Genomic DNA, 20,023 nt, shown 5'->3' on the forward strand with positions numbered 1-20,023 from the left:
CCAAACGCCCCAGAATTTGCGAGAGTGTAGCATATCCGCGTGCTGGGCGGGAGTGTGTGCCGAGATTGCCGTGCGCTTTCAGCGCGAGCTCAACCTGGGGCTTGTTACCTAGGGCGGCTTTGGCGAGGTGGACGCGGTGGACGAGGTGGACACGGCAGCGTATCGCGGTAGAATATCGCGGTAGCGTAGCGCTCTACCCATAGGCACCGGGACTGGGGTATACTCGCGCATGGTCTGGGGTTTGTGCTGGCGGGGCTTCCTCGCCACAATCCGATGGGATACTGATGAGTCGTAACGACAATACCGCGCTTCTCAACTGGGATAACCGCATTTGGCTAGGCGTTTGCGCAGGTTTGGCGCACCGGTTCGGCGTTGAGCCCGTGCTGGTTCGTTTTGCCGCCGTGATGTTGGGAATTGTGCCGTTCTTATTGCCATTCCTGCTGGTCGGGTATCTGGCCGTGTATTTCTATGTCTACTTCACCGCGGAAGGGAATCGGTCGCTGGACGAAATCAATTGGATTTCGGTAGCGAAGTCTGCCGCCGTGGTTTTTGCGATTGCTCTTCTGTTGCATGTGGTTTCGGGGCTGCTCGCGACGCTCCTCGCGCACGGCGTGATGCTCCTCACACAAGGGCCGCCGACCATCGCACCGAAGTGGGGTTGGCTGGTCACGTCAGGCGGATCGCTGTTTCGTTGGACTTTGTTTATTGCCATACCGTTGGCCATGCTGGCGGGGTTGCCGCTGGCATCGGGCTGGCAGGGCACCATGAAGAAGGTGGTCCATGCGGGTTTGGCTGTCTACGGCGTCATATTGTGTTTTGGCTTGGCCTCACTGATTGTGGGCACGCTGCTCGGCTTTATCGATGACACAAGCGGAAAGCCCGGCACGGACGCATTGCTTTCGTTGATGCGTTAACGCAGTCCGGCGTTTGTCTTACGACGAAGTCGAGTGCTCGGACAAGAGCGTCATGGAGTGCGCGGAGCAAACGACGTGCCGCCCCGCTTGAATGCGTAGAGCAGAATCGACGTCTAGGATGTCCTGCGGCGAGTTGAGCGCAGTATTTATGCGAACACGCCATTGCCCTTCCGGCACGATGAAGGGCACCACCTCCGGTGTCGGGTTGAACATGAGATAAAGCGCCACACCGCCGTTCTCGGTACCGTTTATCCAGCAGGCCAGCGATGAATCTTCGGGTGACCAATTCTGGGGCATGCCCTTGGCGCTGAACCATAGAACATCGGGCGTTGCCCCCGGCTTGCGCGGCGTGCCGGTGAAATACCTGCGCCGGGTGAAGGCGGGGTTGTCTTTTCGGAACCGGATAAGTTCACGGCAGAAGCGCAGCAAGTCCGCATTCTTTTCGACCAGGCTCCAGTCGAACCACGAGATGTCGTTGTCTTGACAGTACGCGTTGTTGTTTCCGAGTTGCGTCCGGCCGAACTCATCGCCTCCCAGCATCATGGGGACGCCCAATGAAAGGAACAGCGACGCGAGCATGTTCTTCTGCATTTGCAGGCGCAAGGCGAGGACCATGGGGTCGTCGCTTTCGCCTTCTTCACCGCAGCTAAACGAGTAGTTCTCGGACGAGCCATCGCGGTTTTCTTCGCCGTTTAGATAGTTCTGCTTGGATGAATACGAGAACAGGTCGCGCAGGGTGAATCCGTCATGCGCGGTGATGAAATTGATGCTGTGCAGCGGCGTGCGGCCGTCGTCTTCGTACAGATCGGAACTGCCGGTGAGCCTCAGGGCGAAGTGGCCCTTCATACCCATGTCTCCTCGCCAGAACCGCCGGACATCGTCTCGGTATTGGCCGTTCCATTCGGCCCATTCCTCGCCGCCAAACGATCCGACGAGGTAGCCCCCTGCCACGTCCCAGGGTTCGGCGATGAGCTTCACTTCGCGAAGGATGGGGTCTTCGGAAAGGTGCTCAATCAGGGGTCCGAAGTACATCAGATGGCCGGCCCGATCGCGGCGGAGTATTGAAGCGAGATCGAATCGGAACCCATCGACTTGCATGGTTGTTACCCAGTAGCGCAGTGAATCGAGAATCAGGTCACGTACGACGGGGTGATTGCAGTTGATGGTGTTGCCGCAACCGGTAAGGTCTTTGTAGCCTCCCTTGTCGTCGATCATGTAGTAGATGCTGTTGTCGATGCCCTGAAAACACAGAGGAGGCTCTGACCCGCTTTGCTCGCTGGTATGGTTGTAGACCACATCAAGAATGACTTCGAGTCCCGCTTCATGGAGGGCATCGACCATTGCGCGGAACTCGCGGACCTGTCCGCCGAGCGTCACGTCGCATGCATAGCGCCGGTTAGGGGCGAAAAATCCGATGGGGCTGTAGGCCCAGTAATTGATGAGCGGCTCGCCCGTCAACGGGTTGATGCGGGGCAAATAGTATTCGCCCGTCTCGTGAACCGGCAACAGTTCAACCGTGGTGATGCCAAGTTCTTTGAAGTATGGGATCTTTTCGACGATGCCGCTGTAACTTCCGGGGTGATTAACGCCCGATGACGGATGTTGCGTAAATCCGCGGACGTGCATCTCGTAGATAATAGTCTGACTCATGGGTACGCGGGGCCGCTTGTCGGCAAGGGCAGGCGGCACATCGGATACAACGACGCACTTCGCGAGCGGCTGCTTGAAATCGCCGGCGAACGCGCGAGCGTAGGGATCCATCACATAGGCATTCGGATCGAAGCGATGGCCTTTGAGGCGTGTGGCCGGTCCGGCAACGCGGTAGAGGTAGAGTGCTCCTTCCGCCAGGCCCTCGATCTGCATGGTCCACACGTTTCCGATCTTGTTCTTGTAGGGGTCGAATCGGAATTCCGCGTACGGTTCTTGTGCGTCGGGGGTCTCAAACAGGCCCAGCCAAACTTGTGTTGCGTTCCGGCTGAACAGGGAGAACTGCACGCCGCCATCGCGAATGACTGCTCCAAAGGGCTGCCCGTATCCGGGCAGGCACCTTAGTTTCGTTCTGCCGAGTCCGTCGTTCATCATGCTATCGAACACGACTTCATGTGGAAACTTCCAGAATACGGAGCATTATGGCGAGATTAGCAAGCATAGCACGGGAGTCTACCACCGGCTTGCTGTGAAGAAAATCACAAATCAGGGCGTGCATCATGTCCATTTCGACGATGTGCCCGTTGGGGGTTGCGATTCGAGTGCGGTAGATGCCCGAAGCATCCGTGACTCCGTCTATATCGAACGTGAAGTCGTTCAGCGCAAAATGGCGCACGTGCTTCGGCGGTTTTGTCGTGTTGCGGACAGTCAATTCGCACGTGATGGGGACTGCCCCCTGAATTGGGTACTGGAATTGGGCAGTAGCCTCGTTTCGATCGAATCTCGCGCTCACGGTCGTCCAATCCACGTGCCCGGAGGGTGCCAGGGCCAGAAGCGCGCTGATTGGGTGCGGCGCCAGATCGACCCAAATGCGGCGAGGGTCGAGCGTGCGGTCGCGGGCAGGCGTTTCAAGGCGCGCGCGAAAGTGCTCCAGTTGCTGTCGATTTCGCAACCAGAGTTGACGGAAGATCTTTGCGCCTTGGGCGTATTGACAGCAAACGCTCAGGCGTCTGCCTTTCCTGCGCGCGTGGTCAACGAGACTCTGGGCTTGCCCCATAAGAGTGTCGGCGGACAAGCTTGGGTCGAATACGAAGGGCTTCTCGCAGAGTACATCGCACCCGGCATTGAGCGCGGCGTCCACGTGGGCGTAGTGCAGGGATGGCGGCGAGCAGACGTCGACAATGTCAGGCGTTTCGTGCCGCAATAAGGTATCGACGCCTGCGTAGGTACGTCCCTGAAAATCGAAGAGCGCCTGGAGTCCGGTCTTTGCGCGCGCGACAGACGCGCGGGTAGACCCCGCAATAGCGCAGACTTCCGCGCCGCACAGAGACCACCATTTTGCGTGGTGCTTGCCAATCCCGCCTGCGCCAATTACAGCGACGCGCGGGACAGGATTTCCGCTCACCGGAGTCTGGGGTCGTCGTAATCTGGGCAAGACGGGTCGTCCTCGTCCATCCATTCGGATTCGTCCGGCGCGTCGTCCGAAGTCACATCGCCGTACATCTCCGCCTCTTCGGTTTCCCACTCCCGCAAAAGGCGCTGCCCCCTCCTTCGTTTGCGGATATATGCCGCGAACGTCAGCAGCGCCATTAGCTGAAACACGGAGAATCCTGACACAAGGGAAAATACAAGGGCAAACTTCCACAGAGAACGCACCCACGCGTCATAGAACTCGATTTCATTCATATTGAGGCGCGTTCTGAGCGCAGTAGACAAGGGCTCGGTCTTCAAGGAATGGACCATGCGCCAGAATTCTTCCTCTCCCAGCTTGCGCAGGAGGAATCGCGTCATGGAGAGCGACTGGGCATAGGCATCGCCGAATTCCAGTTCCCGGCCGGGGGCGAGGAAGACGTATTCCAGGTTGCGGTAGTCGATGGTCTTCCCGGATAGGTACATTTGGGCGACGCGCGCGGTGCTTTCATATCGAAACTCGCCCGACAACACCATCGCGATGCCTTCGTTGAGCCAGCGCGGCACGTTGTCCATATTGACGTTTCGAGCGAGCAGCACGTGGACCAGTTCGTGGCGCACCGTTCCCCGGTAGTCTGCGGGCTCACGGACCAATTCGGGAGATTTGAGCAGAATAAGACCACGCTCGGGGAATGCGAGACCCAGAACATTGGGCATCGTGTAACCTCTTGCGAGCTGGGCAAATTCTTGAATGGTGCCGCAGACGACTACCGTTATGGGTTCGGGACCAGCGGGCAGGCTCGACTCGAACTCTTTGGATGCAGTAACGAGGACATCGAGCGTCCGCTTGGCGAGCGCCTCTTCCGGTTCATTGTAGTGCACAACGAAGTTTTGATCCGTCAAGGTAAGCGCGTGGGCCGCAAGGAAACAAGGCGAGAGCAGCAGCGCGCACAGGAGAATGGCAAGACGCCGAATCATCCGGGCGAACCACCGTTTCGTGCATCAAGCGCGCGCTCCACTTGGGCAAGTGTCTCATCAACTCGTGGAGGCGACACATCGACGGGGACGATCCAGTTTTCGTCGCGGCTGTCAATGTAGCAGAGGAAGGCCGCGGGCGGCTGCTGATTGCGAAGCGCACGGAGAGCGGCCGCATAGAGCCGGACTTGATTCTCGTAGTGCGCGAGAGAGACCGGGTGCGGCTGGCCGGTCTTGTAATCGACAATCGTGCCGTCTGCAAGCAAGACGTCGATTACTCCATGGACGATGTACGCGCCGAGGCGCAGGGCGAATGATACCTCACGGCCGACTGTATCTGCCGCGAGCCGACTGGCAATCGGGGATTCGCCGAATCGTTTCAGGAGAAACGCAAGGTCTTCGCGAAGCCATTGGCGATGCACACGCTCTACGGGCGCGGAGTCTACGAGTTGAGGGATAAGCGACTCGCAATCGGATTGGACATTCCACAGTTCGAGCAGTTTGTGCGCCAGGGTGCCGCGCACCATGGCATAGTCGCGATCGGCGCCGGAAGACCGCGTCTCTTCCACCGTGTCCGTTTGGGTGGCGATGAGATACGAGGCTTGCGTCACGCTGATGCTGTTTGATAGGAGCAGAGGATTGTCAACGGGCGCGACACGACGCAGACAATATTCACGATCAAGCTCGCGAGGGGCCGTGCGAATCTCGGGGATCCGGATACCTGATGGTCGGCGCCGTATGACGGCCTTCCATGCTTTCCCCGTTATGGTTTCGCCGTCTGAGCGACCCGACAACGCGTACTGTTCGCGAAACGCGGCAAACCAACTGTTGTTCCGGTCATGCCCCTGCTCAGGCGCGCCGCACAATAGCAAATGGTCGCGGGCTCGTGTCATGGCCACGTACAGGATGCGCGAACGTTCGGCGCGTTCTTCGCGTTCGCGGACGCCCTGCGCGATGCGGTATATCGGGCATTCCTGGTATTCGCCGTCGTCGCCCATTGTCTTTGCGGAGATGCCATGATGCCGATGCCAGGTCACGGGCAACGATTGGCGGATATTGGGACCGCGCGCCATGTCTGCAATGGCCACAATCGGGAACTCGAGTCCCTTGGACTTGTGAATGGTCATCACGGTTACCACGTTTGCATCTTCGTTCTGGACGGCAGCCTCGCCTTCTCGTATCTCAGCGGCAGCAACTTCGTCCAAATAGCGCACAAACGCGCTCAGGCTCGGCGCGGAGGTACGGGAGTAGGATGTGGCCAGTTCCAGAATCTTGCGTACGTTGGACGCGCGCTGTACGCCCAAGAACTGGGCCAGGTAGATGGCTTCCAACCCGGTGCGATCAAGCGCGTACCGCAACAATTCAAGCAAGGGTTCGTGTCGGCGGCTGTTGAGGTCGGAGAGCAGTATACGGGCATTCATCAAACGCCCGTTCTGCTCTGTGTCAGAGAGAGACAAACTACGATGAAATGCCGAAGCGAGACCCGAATCGCGCGTAAGCTCAAGTAGCGAATCATCGCTGAGACCCACCATGGGACCGCGCAAAAAGCCGAGCAAGGCTAACTCGTTCCAGGGATTATCCAGCACAGTGAGGAGATTCCGGAAATCAGCGACCTCTTGCCGTTCGTAGAACCCGGCGCCCGCAACGACCGCGTAGGGTACGCCTGCCAAACGAAAAGCCCGCTCAAACTGATAGACGTCGCTGAAGGAACGCAGAAGTACGACGACATCGCCGAACCGCGCGGGCCTCAGATTCCCGCTATGCGGGTCGCTAACGGAGATGGCGTGCGGACCGTGGCACATTTCCGCGATACGTCCCGCAAGGAGTTGCGCTTCGGCGTCGCGATAGTCGGCGGCCTTGGCCTCGTCCATCGATTCCGGCATCAGTATTTCGATTCGCGTGCCGCCGTCGGAGGCCCTGGAGGTTTTCATGGGTACATAGGGATTCTCGACGTCCGCCAACAGGTCGGATTTGGTGAAGAAGTCATTCACGAACTCGAGGACATCGGGCAAGGATCGAAAATTGACCGAGAGTGAAATGGTCTCGTCGGCCTCGTTGCGCGCTTCGCGAAACACGTCCACTTCCGCGCCCCGGAACTGATAGATGGACTGTTTCGCATCGCCCACGACAAAAAGCTCCGGCCCTCCAGGCGATTGCGCGAGAAGACGCGCAATCTCCAATTGCGCGCCGTCGGTATCCTGAAACTCGTCAATCAGCAAATGGCGAATGGTGCGGGCCGTACGCGCGCGGACCGAGTCTTCGCCGCGCGACACGTCCTGCAACACCTTCAGCGTTTCCATGATGAGGTCGTCGAAATCGAACGCTGTCCGCAGGCGCTTTGCGCTGCGCAACCCCTCCAAGACGCGGCCAAAGACACCAATCAGATCGAAGGTGATCTGTGCGGACTCGCTTTCAATTTCGGCCTCACACGACGGTATCCGGTGTTTGTCCACGAGGGATTTTAACGCGTCGCGCGCTTCTTTGACGCCTTCGTAGGCGTCTTCAGAACTCCAGTTCTTCTTGCTGCCGCGCCGCGCATCGCACGCGGCCAATTCGGAGGCCGCATCGCACAACACACCGCAATCGGTGCGGTCGCGAATCGTGGACACGATTTCCAGCAGCTTCACTCTCATCTGCTCGCGCCCGTCTTCGGGCTTGGCACAAGCGCCCGCGTACGATTCCAGTTGCAGGCGCAACCCGGCGAGATCGCGCGACTCCTGCAGATCGCGAAGCAGACGCAGCCGCTCCGCTCGCACGCGTTCGCGCCAACGTGCCAACATTTCCTCCGCGGAGCGGATATTCTCCAATGCCAGAAGCCGCTCCAGCGCAGAGCGGTCCTTCAGCATCGATTCCAGAACGGTCTTGAGCAGCGGAATTCCGTACACCGTGGCCAAACGCATCGCAGCTTCATCGTCAGCCTGCAACATTTCGCGCAGCACTTCGTTCACGGTGTCCGTCCGGATCAGGTGCGATTCGGCATCGGAAAGCATGGCGAAATCGGGATCCATGCCGAGACTGAGCGCGTTCTCTTTCAGCAGGCCCATGCAAAACGCATGAATGGTGGAAATACGCGCCGAATCGGTCCTGCGTTCGAGCGTGCGCCAGAACGTCATCTTAGCGGGATCGTCGGCGGGCGCGCGGCGGTGGCATTCGCGCCGCAATCTTTCTTTCATTTCCGCAGCGGCTTTGTCGGTGAATGTAATGGCTACGATGGCATCAAGAGGAACGTTGTCGTGCTCAATCAGGTGAATGATCCGGTCAACGAGCACGCTCGTCTTGCCCGACCCCGCTCCGGCATCCACGCACAAATTGAGTCCCGTGGTTTCAATGGCGCGCCGCTGTGACGGTGTCCTGCTCACGGCTCGGACTCCAGCTTGCGCTCGATTCGAGCAGCCTCATGGCGGCAGACGCGGCACGCACTGCACACGTTGCAGACGCGCTCGTAGGGAACCGGGGCGAACACGCCCGCGCGAATTCCTTGGACGGACGAGCCAACGCGGTCAATTGCCTTCGTGGCGCGCGACTCCCATTCGCCTTTTGCACGGGCCAGAGCTTCGCGTCTCTCTTTTCGGCCAACCGCTACAAGGATGGCCTGCTCGCACGTCGCGCTGGGAAGAATATGCTCTTCCAACGCGAGGGCATACACCGACATTTGCAGGGCGACACCGTCGCGTATATGTTTTGATTGTACGTGGACGGACGTTTTGTAGTCGATGATCCGGGCAGTCTCTCCCGAGAAGTCGATACGGTCGATGCGGCCAGAGAACTTCACGGGACCCGCGGGAGTATTCAGAATGAACGCATTCGATTTGTTGGGAGACTCATCCGATGCTCCTCGAAGAGGTCCGAAGGAGACTTCAAAGTAAGTGGGCTTCCACTCCGACTCCTCATCGTTTCGCGCAAGCGCGAGATATCGGTTTAGCTTGCATGCGAGCGCGCGCCGCTCCGCTTCGATGGTCCCGCGCGGCGCACCACTCTTCCAGACAAGTCCACTGCGAAAGACTTCAGAAACGAAACCTTGCATGGATTCGCAGGCCTCCTGCGGAGGAATGTCGGCGACGGCACGGCCCCGATAGCGCACATGAAACGCCTCCAATACCCGATGCATGAGCAAGCCGCGAATGGCCGGGTCCAACTCTGCCGCTGGTTCCGGCTCGGCGTCCACGCGCAAGACATGAGTAAGGAAGAATTGGAAGGGGCATTCCGCGTAGGATTCGATTTGCCGAACGCTGAACACATGCGCATCGCCGAACCGATCTTTCAGGATGGCATTCGCTTCCTCGCTGGACAAGACACCGTCGTACTCGTCAAAGCGCGCGTAGTTTTGACGACGCCGTTCGATATCGCGGCCCACAATCGCCGCCGTGCAGGCGGAGGCAAATGGCTTGACCGTTTCGTCGCCGTTCAAGAAGGCGGCGTTCCGCAGATCGCGCCACGAAGCGACTTCGTCAAGCGCGGGAACAAATCCGCTGCCTGCGTCGCTCGAATGACAGAGAGCGATGCCGGGAAAAACTTCGCAGATATCGGCGATAAACGGGCTGGGCGACAGGGGGCGTCCGTTGGAGGACAGTGTGCGCCAGGTGATGCACAGATGCTTCTGAGCGGAACACATGCCCTGCTGAAAAAGTAGCATTTCGCGTTCGGACCATTTCCGTTTGGAGTCCAATTCCACGCCCGCAGACTTCCAATCCTGCACATCTTCTTCCCCGTAGATGACGCGAATGGCAGGGGGTTGCGGACACTCTCCTTCATTGATCCCGGCCAGGAACACGTAGTCGTAATGCGACCTGCGCAACGATTCGAAATCGACGCAACGCACGGCGACAGTAGGCGTTACTTCGGGCACAGGCAGCGCCGCCATCTCTCGTCGCAGCATCTTGAGGAAGTCGTTTCGCGAAAGTGCATTTGATGGATCGGTCTTTTCGCAGCAGACTTCCATGCGATTCAGAAGTGTTCGCAATGCGTTGCGGGCTGCGGTTTCAAACGCGCGGATCGATTCCACGGTAATACAGGCCAAAGCGCGTTCGACGGTATCGCGCTCAAGGATGCCGCGGCACGCCTCAAGAAACGTCAACGGTTGTGCCTTGGGAGGCAGCGTGTCGGCAAGCTGCGTAAAGGCTTTTACGCGAGTCTTGAGTTCTGTCAAGGCGTCGTTCACATTGGGGACTTTTCGCTTAAGGGACTCTTCCCAATCGTTTTCCCGATCCGCCAAGCGCAACGACAACGCATCGATACGCTCCATCCAATCGGAACGCCCTTCGATGATTCCGGCCGCACGCGCAAGGGTTGCCGCGCCGATGGGGACCTGGGCCTCATTGTCCTGCGGCGCGAACCAAGGGGAAGTCATCACATCGACAACGGCGTCGCGGTGCCACTTCTCGGCGGCTTCGAATAGGCTCAGCAGGTAGCGGGCAATGGAGCTTTCCGCCAAGGCCACGGATTCTGAATACGAAGCGGGAATTCCGAATTCCCGGAACAGAGCTCGCAGAATGGGAGCGGCCTCGCGCGCCGAGCGGTACGCCACGGCTATCGAATCGGGGGCGGCTCCATCGAGCAGAAGGGACTTGATGCGGCGGCCGATGGTCTCAATTTCGTGCGTTAGGTCGCCGCACGAGAGAATCTCGACATTGGGAGTCAATTCGCCGGGGACGGGGAACGCATCGCGCGCGAAAAGTTGCGCGGCGGCAAGGTGCACGAAGGTCTTCGGGGCTTCTTCTGGAAACGTCTGCACCTCCGCGACATCGAATTCCTTTTGTATACGGCGCTCGGTTTCGAGTGGCAAGGCATACAGATCGTGTTGGGTCGGCACGTTGGACGACACCATGCCGAAAGTGATTTCGCCGAGATGCGGCGCGAGGTTTTGAATGAGACGGAACTCGGACGGCGTGAAATCGTCAAAACCGTCGAGAATGAGCGAGTCGAATTGTGCGAGGCCTTTAGGACGGGCGTTTGCGGCTATGAGTGAAGCCCGCCAATAGATCCCGACGCGGTCGTATTTGCCAGACTGCAGAAGCGCGTCCTGATAGGATTCGTACACGTCGGCCACAATGGAATCTAGCCAGGATGGCCGCTTTCGTTCGGGAATGGCTGCGCGAAACTGATGCGGTTCGACAGCGGCTTGTTTGAGTTGCGATATGACAAAGAGGGCGTGATTGATAAAACCTGTGCTGTCGGATGCGTCGCCCAATGCATCGAGTCTTCCTTGCGCGCGCAGACGTGACACGACTTCTTCCAGGAGCAGGCGACGTTCCAGTTCGTCGATTTCGATAACGAGCGTTCCTTCGCCTTCCACGATGCGTTTTGCGAAGTCTTCCAGCGAAAGTACCGGATTGCCCCAAAGGCCGGGCAAATTGTTCGTTTGTAGGATTCGCTCGAGGCGTGTTTTTGCAAGCGTGCGCGTTGGCACAAGAAGCGCAGTCGTGATCGGCCGCGCAACCAATTGCGCGTCCAGGAATGCACTGCGCCCGGACCGCTCAGGCCCCCTTACGAGCCGAATGGCCGCCATAGACCGGTTTCCACCAAACGAGGCGACTCCCCTCAGTCAGAATTACGCACGAACACACACGGATTTATCTCGCAACCCGCGCCGCTACGAGACGTGCGTCGATGAACGAGGCAGCACTTCGCGCAGAGTCTGTGTTCGCAAGAAATCCTCATGGCATAACCTCAAAATCCAGCATGTGAGCATTCTGCTTCGGCGCGCACGCCGGCGCAAAATGCGGACTAGACACCGAACTCATCGCTGTTCAGAATCTCGTACCGATAGCCCTGCTCCGTGAGAAAGAGCTGTCGTTTCACGCTATAGTCTTGATCGCAGGTGTCCCTTGATACCAGTGAGTAGAACCGGGCAAGCGCGCCATCGCTCTTGGGGCGCAAGATGCGGCCGAGGCGCTGGGCCTCTTCTTGACGTGAACCGAAGGTGCCTGAAACCTGAATGGCGACATTGGCGTCGGGCAGATCGATAGCGAAATTGGCAACTTTCGAGACGATCATCAGTTTGACTTCGCCCTTGCGGAAGGCCGTGTAGAGCTCTTCGCGTTTCTTGTTCGCAGTCTGGCCGGTGATGATGGGCGCGTTGAATTTCTTTGCCAGCACTTTCAATTGGTCCAGAAACTGACCAATGATGAGAATGTTCTCCGTCTTGTGCCGCTCAATGAGCGCTGCGCAGAGACTCATCTTTACGGGATTGGTCGACGCAACGCGGAACTTGCCGCGCTTGTCGGAAATGGCGTAGCGATAACGTTCCTCGGCGGGCAGTTGTACGCGGACTTCGGTGCAGAGCGCTTGCGCAATCCAACCTTGCTTCTCCAGCACCTTCCAGGGGACGTCGTATTTCTTGGGGCCGATAAGGCTGAACACGTCGTCCTCGCGGGCATCTTCGCGCACGAGGGTGGCCGTGAGGCCCAGACGTCTGCGGGCCTGCAGGGCGGCCGTCGCGCGAAAGACAGGCGCGGGCAACAGATGCACTTCGTCGTAAACGATGAGGCCCCAATTGCCTTCGTCGAACAGGCTGAAATGGAGGAACGGGCTGTCCTTGGTCTTGCGATACGTGAGCACTTGATAGGTGGCAAGCGTCACCGGGCGAATCTCCTTTGAGTCGCCGCTGTACTCGCCAATCTGATCTTCGGTGAGCGTCGTTTTGTCGAGGAGTTCGTTCTTCCATTGGCGCAACGCGACGGTGTTCGTTGTAAGAACCAACGTCTGCGTTTGCAGGCAATGGATAGCCCCGATGCCCACGACGGTCTTGCCCGCGCCGCACGGGAGCACGACCACGCCGCTGCCTCCGTGGTTGGATCCGTGCATGTGAAACGATTCCACGGATTCGCGTTGGTACTTGCGTAATCCGAATGGTTTGCCGCTGAGAGCGGTTTCGCGGAACTGGAGGGCCAACGGCGCACCCTGAACATAGCCGGCCAAGTCTTCGACGGGGAATCCGAGTTTGATGAGGGCACTCTTGGCGTTGCCCCGGTCGCCCGGCTTCACGTAGATGTGGTGGCCGTCCGGTGAGCCGCTGATGTAAGGCTGCAGCGTCTTCTGATTCACCAATTGCAGAATCAGCATGCTGTCTTCGGAATAGAGGACCAGGTCTCCCCCATCCTCTTTCTTATACAGCTTGAGACGTCCGTAGCGGCTGACGTTGTCGTTTACGTCGACAATGACGTTGTCGGGGATCTCGTACTTGCTGAATTGCTTCAGATGAGTGATGATTTCTTCGGCGGTCATGCCCGACGCCGCTGCATTCCAGAGCGATAACGGCGTGATGCGGTAGGTGTGAATATGCTCGGGCGACTTGACCAACTCGGCGAATGCGGCGATGGCGTCGCGCGCATCCTCGAAATTGGGCCCGTCCGTTTCGAGCAGAATGGATCGATCCGATTGAACTATCAGTGGCTTATCGTCGCTTTTACCCATAGAGGCCAAGTGTACCACAGTGGCAGCGGTTCGTGCGCGTCCTCATACCTCGGGCAACGAATCCCAGTCGGGTAATTCAACAACCAGGATATCGGCGGTCCCGAATTTGGCGGAGTTGAACACAATGCCTCTGCTGTCGGGCGTGAACGAAGCGTGGGGATGCACTGAGAGCGCGGCGTGTTTGTGCCCCTGGGTGAGGAGGCGGCGCTGGCGCGTTTTCGGCTCGATGAGCCAGAGATTCCGGTCGAAATCGTCGGCCATTACCCAGCGCTTATCCGGACTGCCGTGGGTGTGCCACGCGGGCATCCGGTATAGCTCGATATGTTTTTCCGATTTCACGTTGTAGAGGAAGACGCCGTGGGGTTGTGCCTTGTGGGCATCGTCGTAGGGCCACACGGTGAACAAGACCTCGTTAGATCCCCACCAGACTTCGTGTGTGACCCATTCCTCGTAGGTTTCCTTGTAGCAGGGGCGCAAGCCGGTTCCGTCCGAATTCACAAGCCAGGTTCGCTGTGGAGAATCGCCGCCGGTCTCCCAGCAGAACATGATGAGGTCTGGATTGACGGGGTTTGCCTGGACATGACCAATCTGATGTTCAAGTTCGACGACAGTGCGCCATTTTGCCCTAGCGATGTCGAGCGCGAGGAGAGCCCACTTCTTGTCCGGTTCGATGGTTGCGCCCGCGTAGAGCGTCTTATGGTCCGCGCTAACGAACATACTCCCCGAGGGCAACTTCTCCTGGGGCCACGCACACAGTTCGCGGCCTTGGTCTTTGCCAGCGAACGATGCAGGCACGTCCAGTTCAATGAGGCGTCCCTCGCTTAAAGCGTAGGCAAGAGGCTGCTTCCACGAAAGCACCAGATCGCTAATGGGGCGCTGCGTGAGCGGGCGATCCTCAGCCGTTCCAAGTTGCAAAACGTGCGGCCGGTTTGTCCCGGAGCGGTCCGAGTAGTAGAGAAAGAAGTCCATGCCGTTCGCCCATTGGGGATGCGTCTGGTAGACGATTGTGTTCTTGCCGCTTCGTGTCAGCCTGCGCACGAGCGCCCCGGTCTTTTCATCCTTGTAGGTCTCGAAGGACGCGTTCCACTTCGCGGACGGAGCAGTTGTCGCGCCATAGGTGGCACACCCAGCTGCGGCAAGCGACGCGCACATAAGAGAACTTTCCAAGAAATGGCGGCGGGACACGGTATTCATGACTGGACCTCTCGTAGGCTGTCTCGGCTACTGACTCCGCGCGCCCGTCTGTAAATCGCGGCGCGCTTCCCGGTACTATACGTGTTCGCCCAGGCGCACGAAAAGTGCTCGATTGCGGCGGCCAACAGCACGGAACCGTTCACAAGCCGACGATTGGAGTATCTCATGGCTTTTTCACGCGAAGCTTGCGAAGCACAACTGAATGATTTCGACCCGGCAGTCCGGCGCGCGGCGCTTGAGACTCTCTGGGCGCAGGCGAATGCAGGCGCTTTTCCGCTGCCCGAGCAGACGCGGGCCGTGAATATGCACTGCCACACATTCTTCTCGTTCAACGGTTATGGATGTTCCCCGTCGGCCGTTGCATGGAAGGCGCGCATGCTTGGCCTCGGTGCGGCGGGGTTGGTGGATTTCGATGTGCTGGATGGGGCCGACGAGTTCCTTGCCGCATGCCGCCTGTTAGGGCTGCGCGCGTGTGCCGGACTCGAGACGCGCATCTTCGTTCCCGCGTTTGCGGACCGCGAGATCAATTCTCCCGGCGAACCCGGGGTGGCGTATCACATGGCCGTCGGCTTCACGAAAACCGATGTTGCCGTGCCTGGCGTGTTGCCGGAATTGAAGGCGACGGCGCAACGTAGAAACCGGGGTGTGACTGAACGGGTCAACGCGTTTCTGAATCCGCTGGTATTGGACTATGAGCGTGACGTGTTGCCGTTGACTCCGGGCGGCAATGCCACCGAACGCCACTTGTGTATTGCGTACGATTTAAAAGCGGCAGAGATGTTTCCGGACGAAGCCAAGCGGGCTGCATTCTGGGCAGACAAATTGAGCGCGGACCCCGCGGCCATTGCCAAGATGTTCGCCGACGCGCCCACATTTCAAGGGTTCATTCGCTCCAAACTAATGAAGTCGGGAGGCCCCGGCTATGTGAAAGCGGAGGGTCCCGACTTTCCGAAGTTGGAATCGTTCAATGCGTTCGGGTTGGCAAACGGAGCGATTCCCACGCTGGCGTGGCTGGATGGAACCAGCCCCGGCGAGCGCGATATGGATGAGTTGATGGCCTTGATGATGCAGGCGGGCGTTGCCGCTCTGAACATCATTCCGGATCGCAACTGGAACATCAAAGATCCGCAAACACGCGCCACCAAAGTGGCTTTGCTGCACGACATCATTCGGCGGGCGATCGACAACGAATTGCCTATCGTCGTTGGAACAGAACTGAATGCGTTTGGCCAGCGTTACGTTGATGATTTCACCGCAATGGAAATGGGTCCGCTGGTGGGACCTGCGTGGGACGGCGCGTTGATTCTGCATGCCCATACGGTGCTCGGTACGCACGGATTGGGATATACGAGCGCATGGGCAACGGCGCGATTTTCAAGCACGAAGGCCAAGAATGCGTTTTATCGCAGAGCAGGCGAGTTGCTGACTCCGTCCGAGAGCGCGGCACCTATTGCCGTTCAAGAGACGATGACGCCGGAGCAGGTTCTCGCGGCGCTTGAAAATTAGAGGTACTTCATTCGGAGCATTTCTTGACGTTGTGCCCCCGGCAGGAGTAAAACCGTATCCCGTCACGAACGTGGCACGAAACCCGCACGGTCGTTTGCCCGATGGGCCGGGCACGCGACGCTACCGGATAGGTTCGGCAATCAAAACCGGTGTGGCACGGTCACAAGCATAAGGACACGGATTCAATGAAACTCACACGTAGAGAGGCGCTAGGAGTAATGGGAGCCGCCGCGGTAACGGCGCCGTTCGCGGGGAAGGCTCTTGCGGCGGAAGCGAAACCGACGAAAGGCATTGCCTTGCAGTTGTACACCATGCGCGATCCGGCAAAGGAAGACCTTGCGGGTACGCTCAAGAAGTGCCGTGAAATTGGCTTCGAGTATGTGCAGTGGAGCGGCATGCCGGATCTTCCCGCCGACAAGATTCGCGCGGAATTGGATGCGGCCGGTTTGAAGGCCATTGCATGTCACACCAGTGTTGAGCAATTCGAGAAAGACTTCGAAGGTTCCGTCGCATTCTGGAAGACGGTGGGCGTCCAATTCGCTGGACCCGGCGGAATGATGGGCGATTGCCAGAAGGACTTGGCGTCGTGGCTGAAGGGTTGCAAGCGTTTTGACGCGGTTGGCGCGAAGATGCGCGAAGCCGGGTTGCATCTCACGTACCACAATCATGCGGGTGAGTTTGAGAAGTTCGAAGGCGATGACCGCTGTAAGCTGGATATTCTCTACGCCGAAACCAAACCCGAGAATGTGCTCGCCGAGCTTGATCTGGCGTGGGTGCGCGTCGGCGGAGCCGATCCGGCTGCGTATATCCGCAAATACAAGAATCGCTGCTTGACCGTTCACGCCAAGGATTTGACGGCGGATTCGACGAAGGGCAAAGTGCAGTTTACGCCCCTTGGAAAGGGTTCGCTGAATTGGGACGACATCTTTGCGGCGGGCAAGGAAGCGGGGATCCAGTGGTACATCTACGAGCAGGATGACACGGGCGGCGACCCATTCGGCTGCGCGAAGACCAGCTTCGAGTTCCTCGCGAGCAAGCTTCTGTAAATACCGCAAGCGATCACGAGCCAATACGGTGGCGGGGCAACTCGCCACCGTTTCTATTTGCAGCGTCAATGCGTTTCGGGCGCGGGCTGGTAAGGTTCGCGATAGTGCCAGAACACTACGAGGGACGAGGGCTTTCCGCGCACGCCCATCTTGTTTCTTACGCGCATTTCCAGGCGATTGATAGCGTTGCGCCATAGCGTCCACGTGAAACTCGATGGACTCTCTTTCCATCCGCCGTCGTCGATATTAACCTCATAGCCCACGAAATTGGGTGTCTGGGTGGTCATGTCTATTTTCACGTCGCCCAAAGTCTCGCCATGTACCGCCGAAAACGCGACCCGGTTCAATGTGGGATAGAAGTCCGCGACACGGTCGCTATGCATCGCATACTGCAATTGGCGAGGCGTGGCTTTGTCGTACCAGCACACGTAACCGTTCCACGGCCAGAAGGTCGAGCCGTTGTTCAAGGGACGCGGCGTGGGGTGAGTTAGGAAATCGTTGCGAGGGATGACGCGGACGAAGCCCGCGAGGTTATGCTGCGGAGGTCGTTTGACCGGGTCGGGATCGTTTATCCACCCGGTGCTCGTTGAAATTTCAAGGGGCTGGGGCCATTCGAAGACGGATTGCGTTGGCCAGTTGCACCACGGCTCGGGACTCATCCAGGGGATGGGGCGCACGGAACTGAAACCGTAGCGCTTCAAGAAATAGCGATGTTGTTCCACCGCATTGAGTGGTTCTCCGGAACGCGTATCGAACTCGTAGGAGTCGAAGACGCTCTCCGGATCAACAAGAACCCATTTGCCAAGCTCATCCACGTAGACCTCCACCGACTCGTGGTTGAAGAGGTTGACGTGGCGCGCCTGGTAGCCCAGGGATTGCATCGCTTGCATGAACACGACAACAAATTGCATGCACATACCGCCCCAGCCGTATTTCTCGTTGCGATCAAGCACGGCATGCGCGTTCCACTCCGGATACTCGGGATACGGCAGCTTGTGAAACCACAATTGCGAGACGTGATGGCGCACGCGGTTGATGCGCTCGAAATCGGTGGCGGCCCCTTCGATGACGTTGTCCAGGTCCAGGCGCTCGCGCAGGGCCTTCAACTCGGGGAGATCTGCTCGTTCAAATGCATGCCAGTATGACGAGTAGCTTATTCGCGGGTTTTCGGCGTCGCGCACGTAGAACGTGTCTCGCGGGACAGCCGCACGCAGTATCCTTCGCTGAAGCTGAATGCCAGTAAACACCGGAGTAACCAGCGGAGATGCCGAGAGCAGGCGCGCTCGTACCTGCATGTACCTGCGGCTATCCGGTGCGAGTTCGTCGAGTTTCCATTGCTGGCCGGGCGCGAGTGTTCCAAGGACACGGAAGTCCGGCGAGGAAGCGTCCGCGGGTTCGGGCGAGTCTGCAAAGCGCGCGGCTACTTCGATGCGTGTATTTTCGGGCGTTGCCCCGCGCGCCATAAGTCGCAGCGCATCGATACGGCACGGAGGCAAGATGGCTTCGGGTTGGTCAAGCGAGTTCCAGAGGTCAATGGGCGGCATCAACAACGCACCTTCGGTGCGATATCGCTGAAGACTCAGGCGAATAGTGTATTCGCCGGAGACGTCGCCACCGGGGCCTAGTAGTCCATCCGACCATGTGTGTCCGCCGTCCGTGGACTTGGCGGAGGTCCTTCCGACTTCAATTCGCTCGACGCCTTCCGGCAAGTGATCGGGGTCGATGACTAATTGCCGCGACGCGATGCGCGAGGTATTACCTCCACACACATACGGCCCGCCGCCGCGATCGTATTCGTCGGCGCGGGCAAACATCAGGTTGTATCCCTCTTCGGGTGACGCATCGCACACAATCACAATCGTGTTTTCGCCTTGAACCAAGTAATCGACAGGAACCGGCACCCAGTGCCATACACCTTCGTGCCACGGCACGGGGATTCCCTCGACGCGATGCCCATTCACAAGCAGATGGTAGGGAGCCGACTTTCCGGGCGTTCGTGGTTCCATGTATAGGACGACGTGCGCGGCCAATGCGCGTGGATCATCGAGCAGGAATGTCTTGCGCGCCCACACCCCGGCGTGGATGGGCTCCAGATAGGAACCTTTTTCGCTCAGACCCGCACCCGGCGCATCGTTTTCGATCAGGGCAAGATCCGAGAGGACCACACCACGATCCTCCTCGCTACGCATCACGTCCAGACTCTGCGCATTGTCGTACTTGGACGCTGCGTGGATCTCGTCGGTGATGTACCTGCTGACTTCCTGCGCGGAAATGATGGCAGGCAGCCAACAAGCCGCGGCGACACACGCTACCTTCCCTATTCTGTCTACGTTGAGGGCATTCACTCGTCGCAGCCTCCTGATGGATCGGTGCATTGTACACGCCTCATTGAGTCTAGGTGGCCGGGGTACTATTCTCAAGGCATGAAGAATGCGCTACGGAAAACCAGATACCTTTTGACCATCGCTGCCTTCGGATGGGTTGCCACTCTTGCCACAGCCGGCGAAGCGCCATCGCGCGACGTGCTGCTCGCGACTATGCGCAGGGCCACGGACTTCGTCTTCAATACGCTGTCCAATCGCGGCGGAGTGGTTTGGCTGTACACCATGGACCTCGAGCCTTACGGGGAACTCAAGGCGCGGAAAAGCATGATTTGGGTGGAGCCTCCGTCGACTCCGTCGATGGGCCTCATGCTGCTCGATGCCTACCGGATTACCGGCGACACCTACTATCTGGATCGCGCCCGCAAAGTGGGCGAAGCCTTGGCCTGGGGGCAACACCCCTCGGGTGGATGGCATTACTTCATCGACTTCGATCCCGCCGGAGTTGACGCCTACTACGACTCTTTTTTCACCAAGTGCTGGGGATGGCAGGAGTATCTGAAGAAGCGCACGAACTGCACGTTCGACGACTACACCA

Annotated in this window: 12 protein-coding genes; 4 read left to right on the forward strand and 8 right to left on the reverse strand. The window is 58.6% G+C overall.

Annotated elements, in window-relative coordinates; all coding sequences use genetic code 11:
• Positions 1–284: 284 nt before the first annotated feature.
• On the forward strand, positions 285–914 hold the full coding sequence (locus tag K1Y02_04045; GenBank protein ID MBX7255514.1) for a PspC domain-containing protein: 630 nt from the start codon (positions 285–287) through the stop codon (positions 912–914).
• 18 nt (positions 915–932) lie between these two features.
• On the opposite strand, the gene K1Y02_04050 is transcribed toward K1Y02_04045, so the two are convergent.
• From K1Y02_04050 to K1Y02_04080, 7 genes are all read right to left on the reverse strand, one after another.
• The gene (locus K1Y02_04050) at positions 933–2,996 is read right to left on the reverse strand and encodes an isoamylase (protein MBX7255515.1); all 2,064 of its coding nucleotides are present in this window, start codon (positions 2,994–2,996) and stop codon (positions 933–935) included.
• A gap of 16 nt (positions 2,997–3,012) precedes the next feature.
• Positions 3,013–3,996: a Gfo/Idh/MocA family oxidoreductase gene (locus K1Y02_04055; GenBank protein ID MBX7255516.1), complete on the reverse strand. Its 984-nt coding sequence runs from the start codon at positions 3,994–3,996 to the stop codon at positions 3,013–3,015.
• Positions 3,963–4,949, reverse strand: coding sequence for a hypothetical protein (locus tag K1Y02_04060; GenBank protein ID MBX7255517.1), 987 nt, complete (start codon positions 4,947–4,949; stop codon positions 3,963–3,965). Before K1Y02_04060 ends, K1Y02_04055 begins: the two co-directional genes overlap by 34 nt.
• Positions 4,946–8,305: a UvrD-helicase domain-containing protein gene (locus tag K1Y02_04065; protein MBX7255518.1), complete on the reverse strand. Its 3,360-nt coding sequence runs from the start codon at positions 8,303–8,305 to the stop codon at positions 4,946–4,948. The genes K1Y02_04060 and K1Y02_04065 overlap by 4 nt, the downstream gene beginning before the upstream one ends.
• Positions 8,302–11,451: a PD-(D/E)XK nuclease family protein gene (locus tag K1Y02_04070; GenBank protein ID MBX7255519.1), complete on the reverse strand. Its 3,150-nt coding sequence runs from the start codon at positions 11,449–11,451 to the stop codon at positions 8,302–8,304. The genes K1Y02_04065 and K1Y02_04070 overlap by 4 nt, the downstream gene beginning before the upstream one ends.
• Positions 11,452–11,669: 218 nt before the next feature.
• A complete protein-coding gene (locus tag K1Y02_04075; protein ID MBX7255520.1) occupies positions 11,670–13,358 on the reverse strand; it encodes a helicase-associated domain-containing protein in 1,689 nt (562 codons plus the stop codon).
• Between the two features lie 42 nt (positions 13,359–13,400).
• The gene (locus K1Y02_04080; GenBank protein ID MBX7255521.1) at positions 13,401–14,552 is read right to left on the reverse strand and encodes an oligogalacturonate lyase family protein; all 1,152 of its coding nucleotides are present in this window, start codon (positions 14,550–14,552) and stop codon (positions 13,401–13,403) included.
• Between the two features lie 165 nt (positions 14,553–14,717).
• Here K1Y02_04080 and K1Y02_04085 point away from each other — a divergent pair, with 165 nt between their 5' ends.
• Positions 14,718–16,058, forward strand: a complete 1,341-nt coding sequence (locus K1Y02_04085) for a hypothetical protein (protein MBX7255522.1) — start codon at positions 14,718–14,720, stop codon at positions 16,056–16,058.
• Between the two features lie 185 nt (positions 16,059–16,243).
• Positions 16,244–17,104, forward strand: coding sequence for a sugar phosphate isomerase/epimerase (locus K1Y02_04090; GenBank protein MBX7255523.1), 861 nt, complete (start codon positions 16,244–16,246; stop codon positions 17,102–17,104).
• 65 nt (positions 17,105–17,169) lie between these two features.
• Here K1Y02_04090 and K1Y02_04095 read toward each other — a convergent pair whose 3' ends face one another.
• A complete protein-coding gene (locus K1Y02_04095; protein MBX7255524.1) occupies positions 17,170–19,449 on the reverse strand; it encodes a transglutaminase-like domain-containing protein in 2,280 nt (759 codons plus the stop codon).
• Between the two features lie 78 nt (positions 19,450–19,527).
• Between K1Y02_04095 and K1Y02_04100 the strand changes: the two genes are divergently transcribed.
• Positions 19,528–20,023: pectate lyase (locus tag K1Y02_04100; protein MBX7255525.1), on the forward strand; the 496-nt coding region annotated here is incomplete at its 3' end.

It is taken from the genome of Candidatus Hydrogenedentota bacterium (assembly GCA_019695095.1).
Taxonomy (GTDB): Bacteria; Hydrogenedentota; Hydrogenedentia; order Hydrogenedentales; family SLHB01; genus JAIBAQ01.

Coding starts and splice junctions, on each gene's coding strand:
- K1Y02_04045 (MBX7255514.1), top strand. CDS start 285: ATGAGTCGTAACGACAATACCGCGCTTCTCAACTGGGATAACCGCATT.
- K1Y02_04050 (MBX7255515.1), bottom strand. CDS start 2,996: ATGATGAACGACGGACTCGGCAGAACGAAACTAAGGTGCCTGCCCGGA.
- K1Y02_04060 (MBX7255517.1), bottom strand. CDS start 4,949: ATGATTCGGCGTCTTGCCATTCTCCTGTGCGCGCTGCTGCTCTCGCCT.
- K1Y02_04070 (MBX7255519.1), bottom strand. CDS start 11,451: ATGGCGGCCATTCGGCTCGTAAGGGGGCCTGAGCGGTCCGGGCGCAGT.
- K1Y02_04075 (MBX7255520.1), bottom strand. CDS start 13,358: ATGGGTAAAAGCGACGATAAGCCACTGATAGTTCAATCGGATCGATCC.
- K1Y02_04080 (MBX7255521.1), bottom strand. CDS start 14,552: ATGAATACCGTGTCCCGCCGCCATTTCTTGGAAAGTTCTCTTATGTGC.
- K1Y02_04085 (MBX7255522.1), top strand. CDS start 14,718: ATGGCTTTTTCACGCGAAGCTTGCGAAGCACAACTGAATGATTTCGAC.
- K1Y02_04090 (MBX7255523.1), top strand. CDS start 16,244: ATGAAACTCACACGTAGAGAGGCGCTAGGAGTAATGGGAGCCGCCGCG.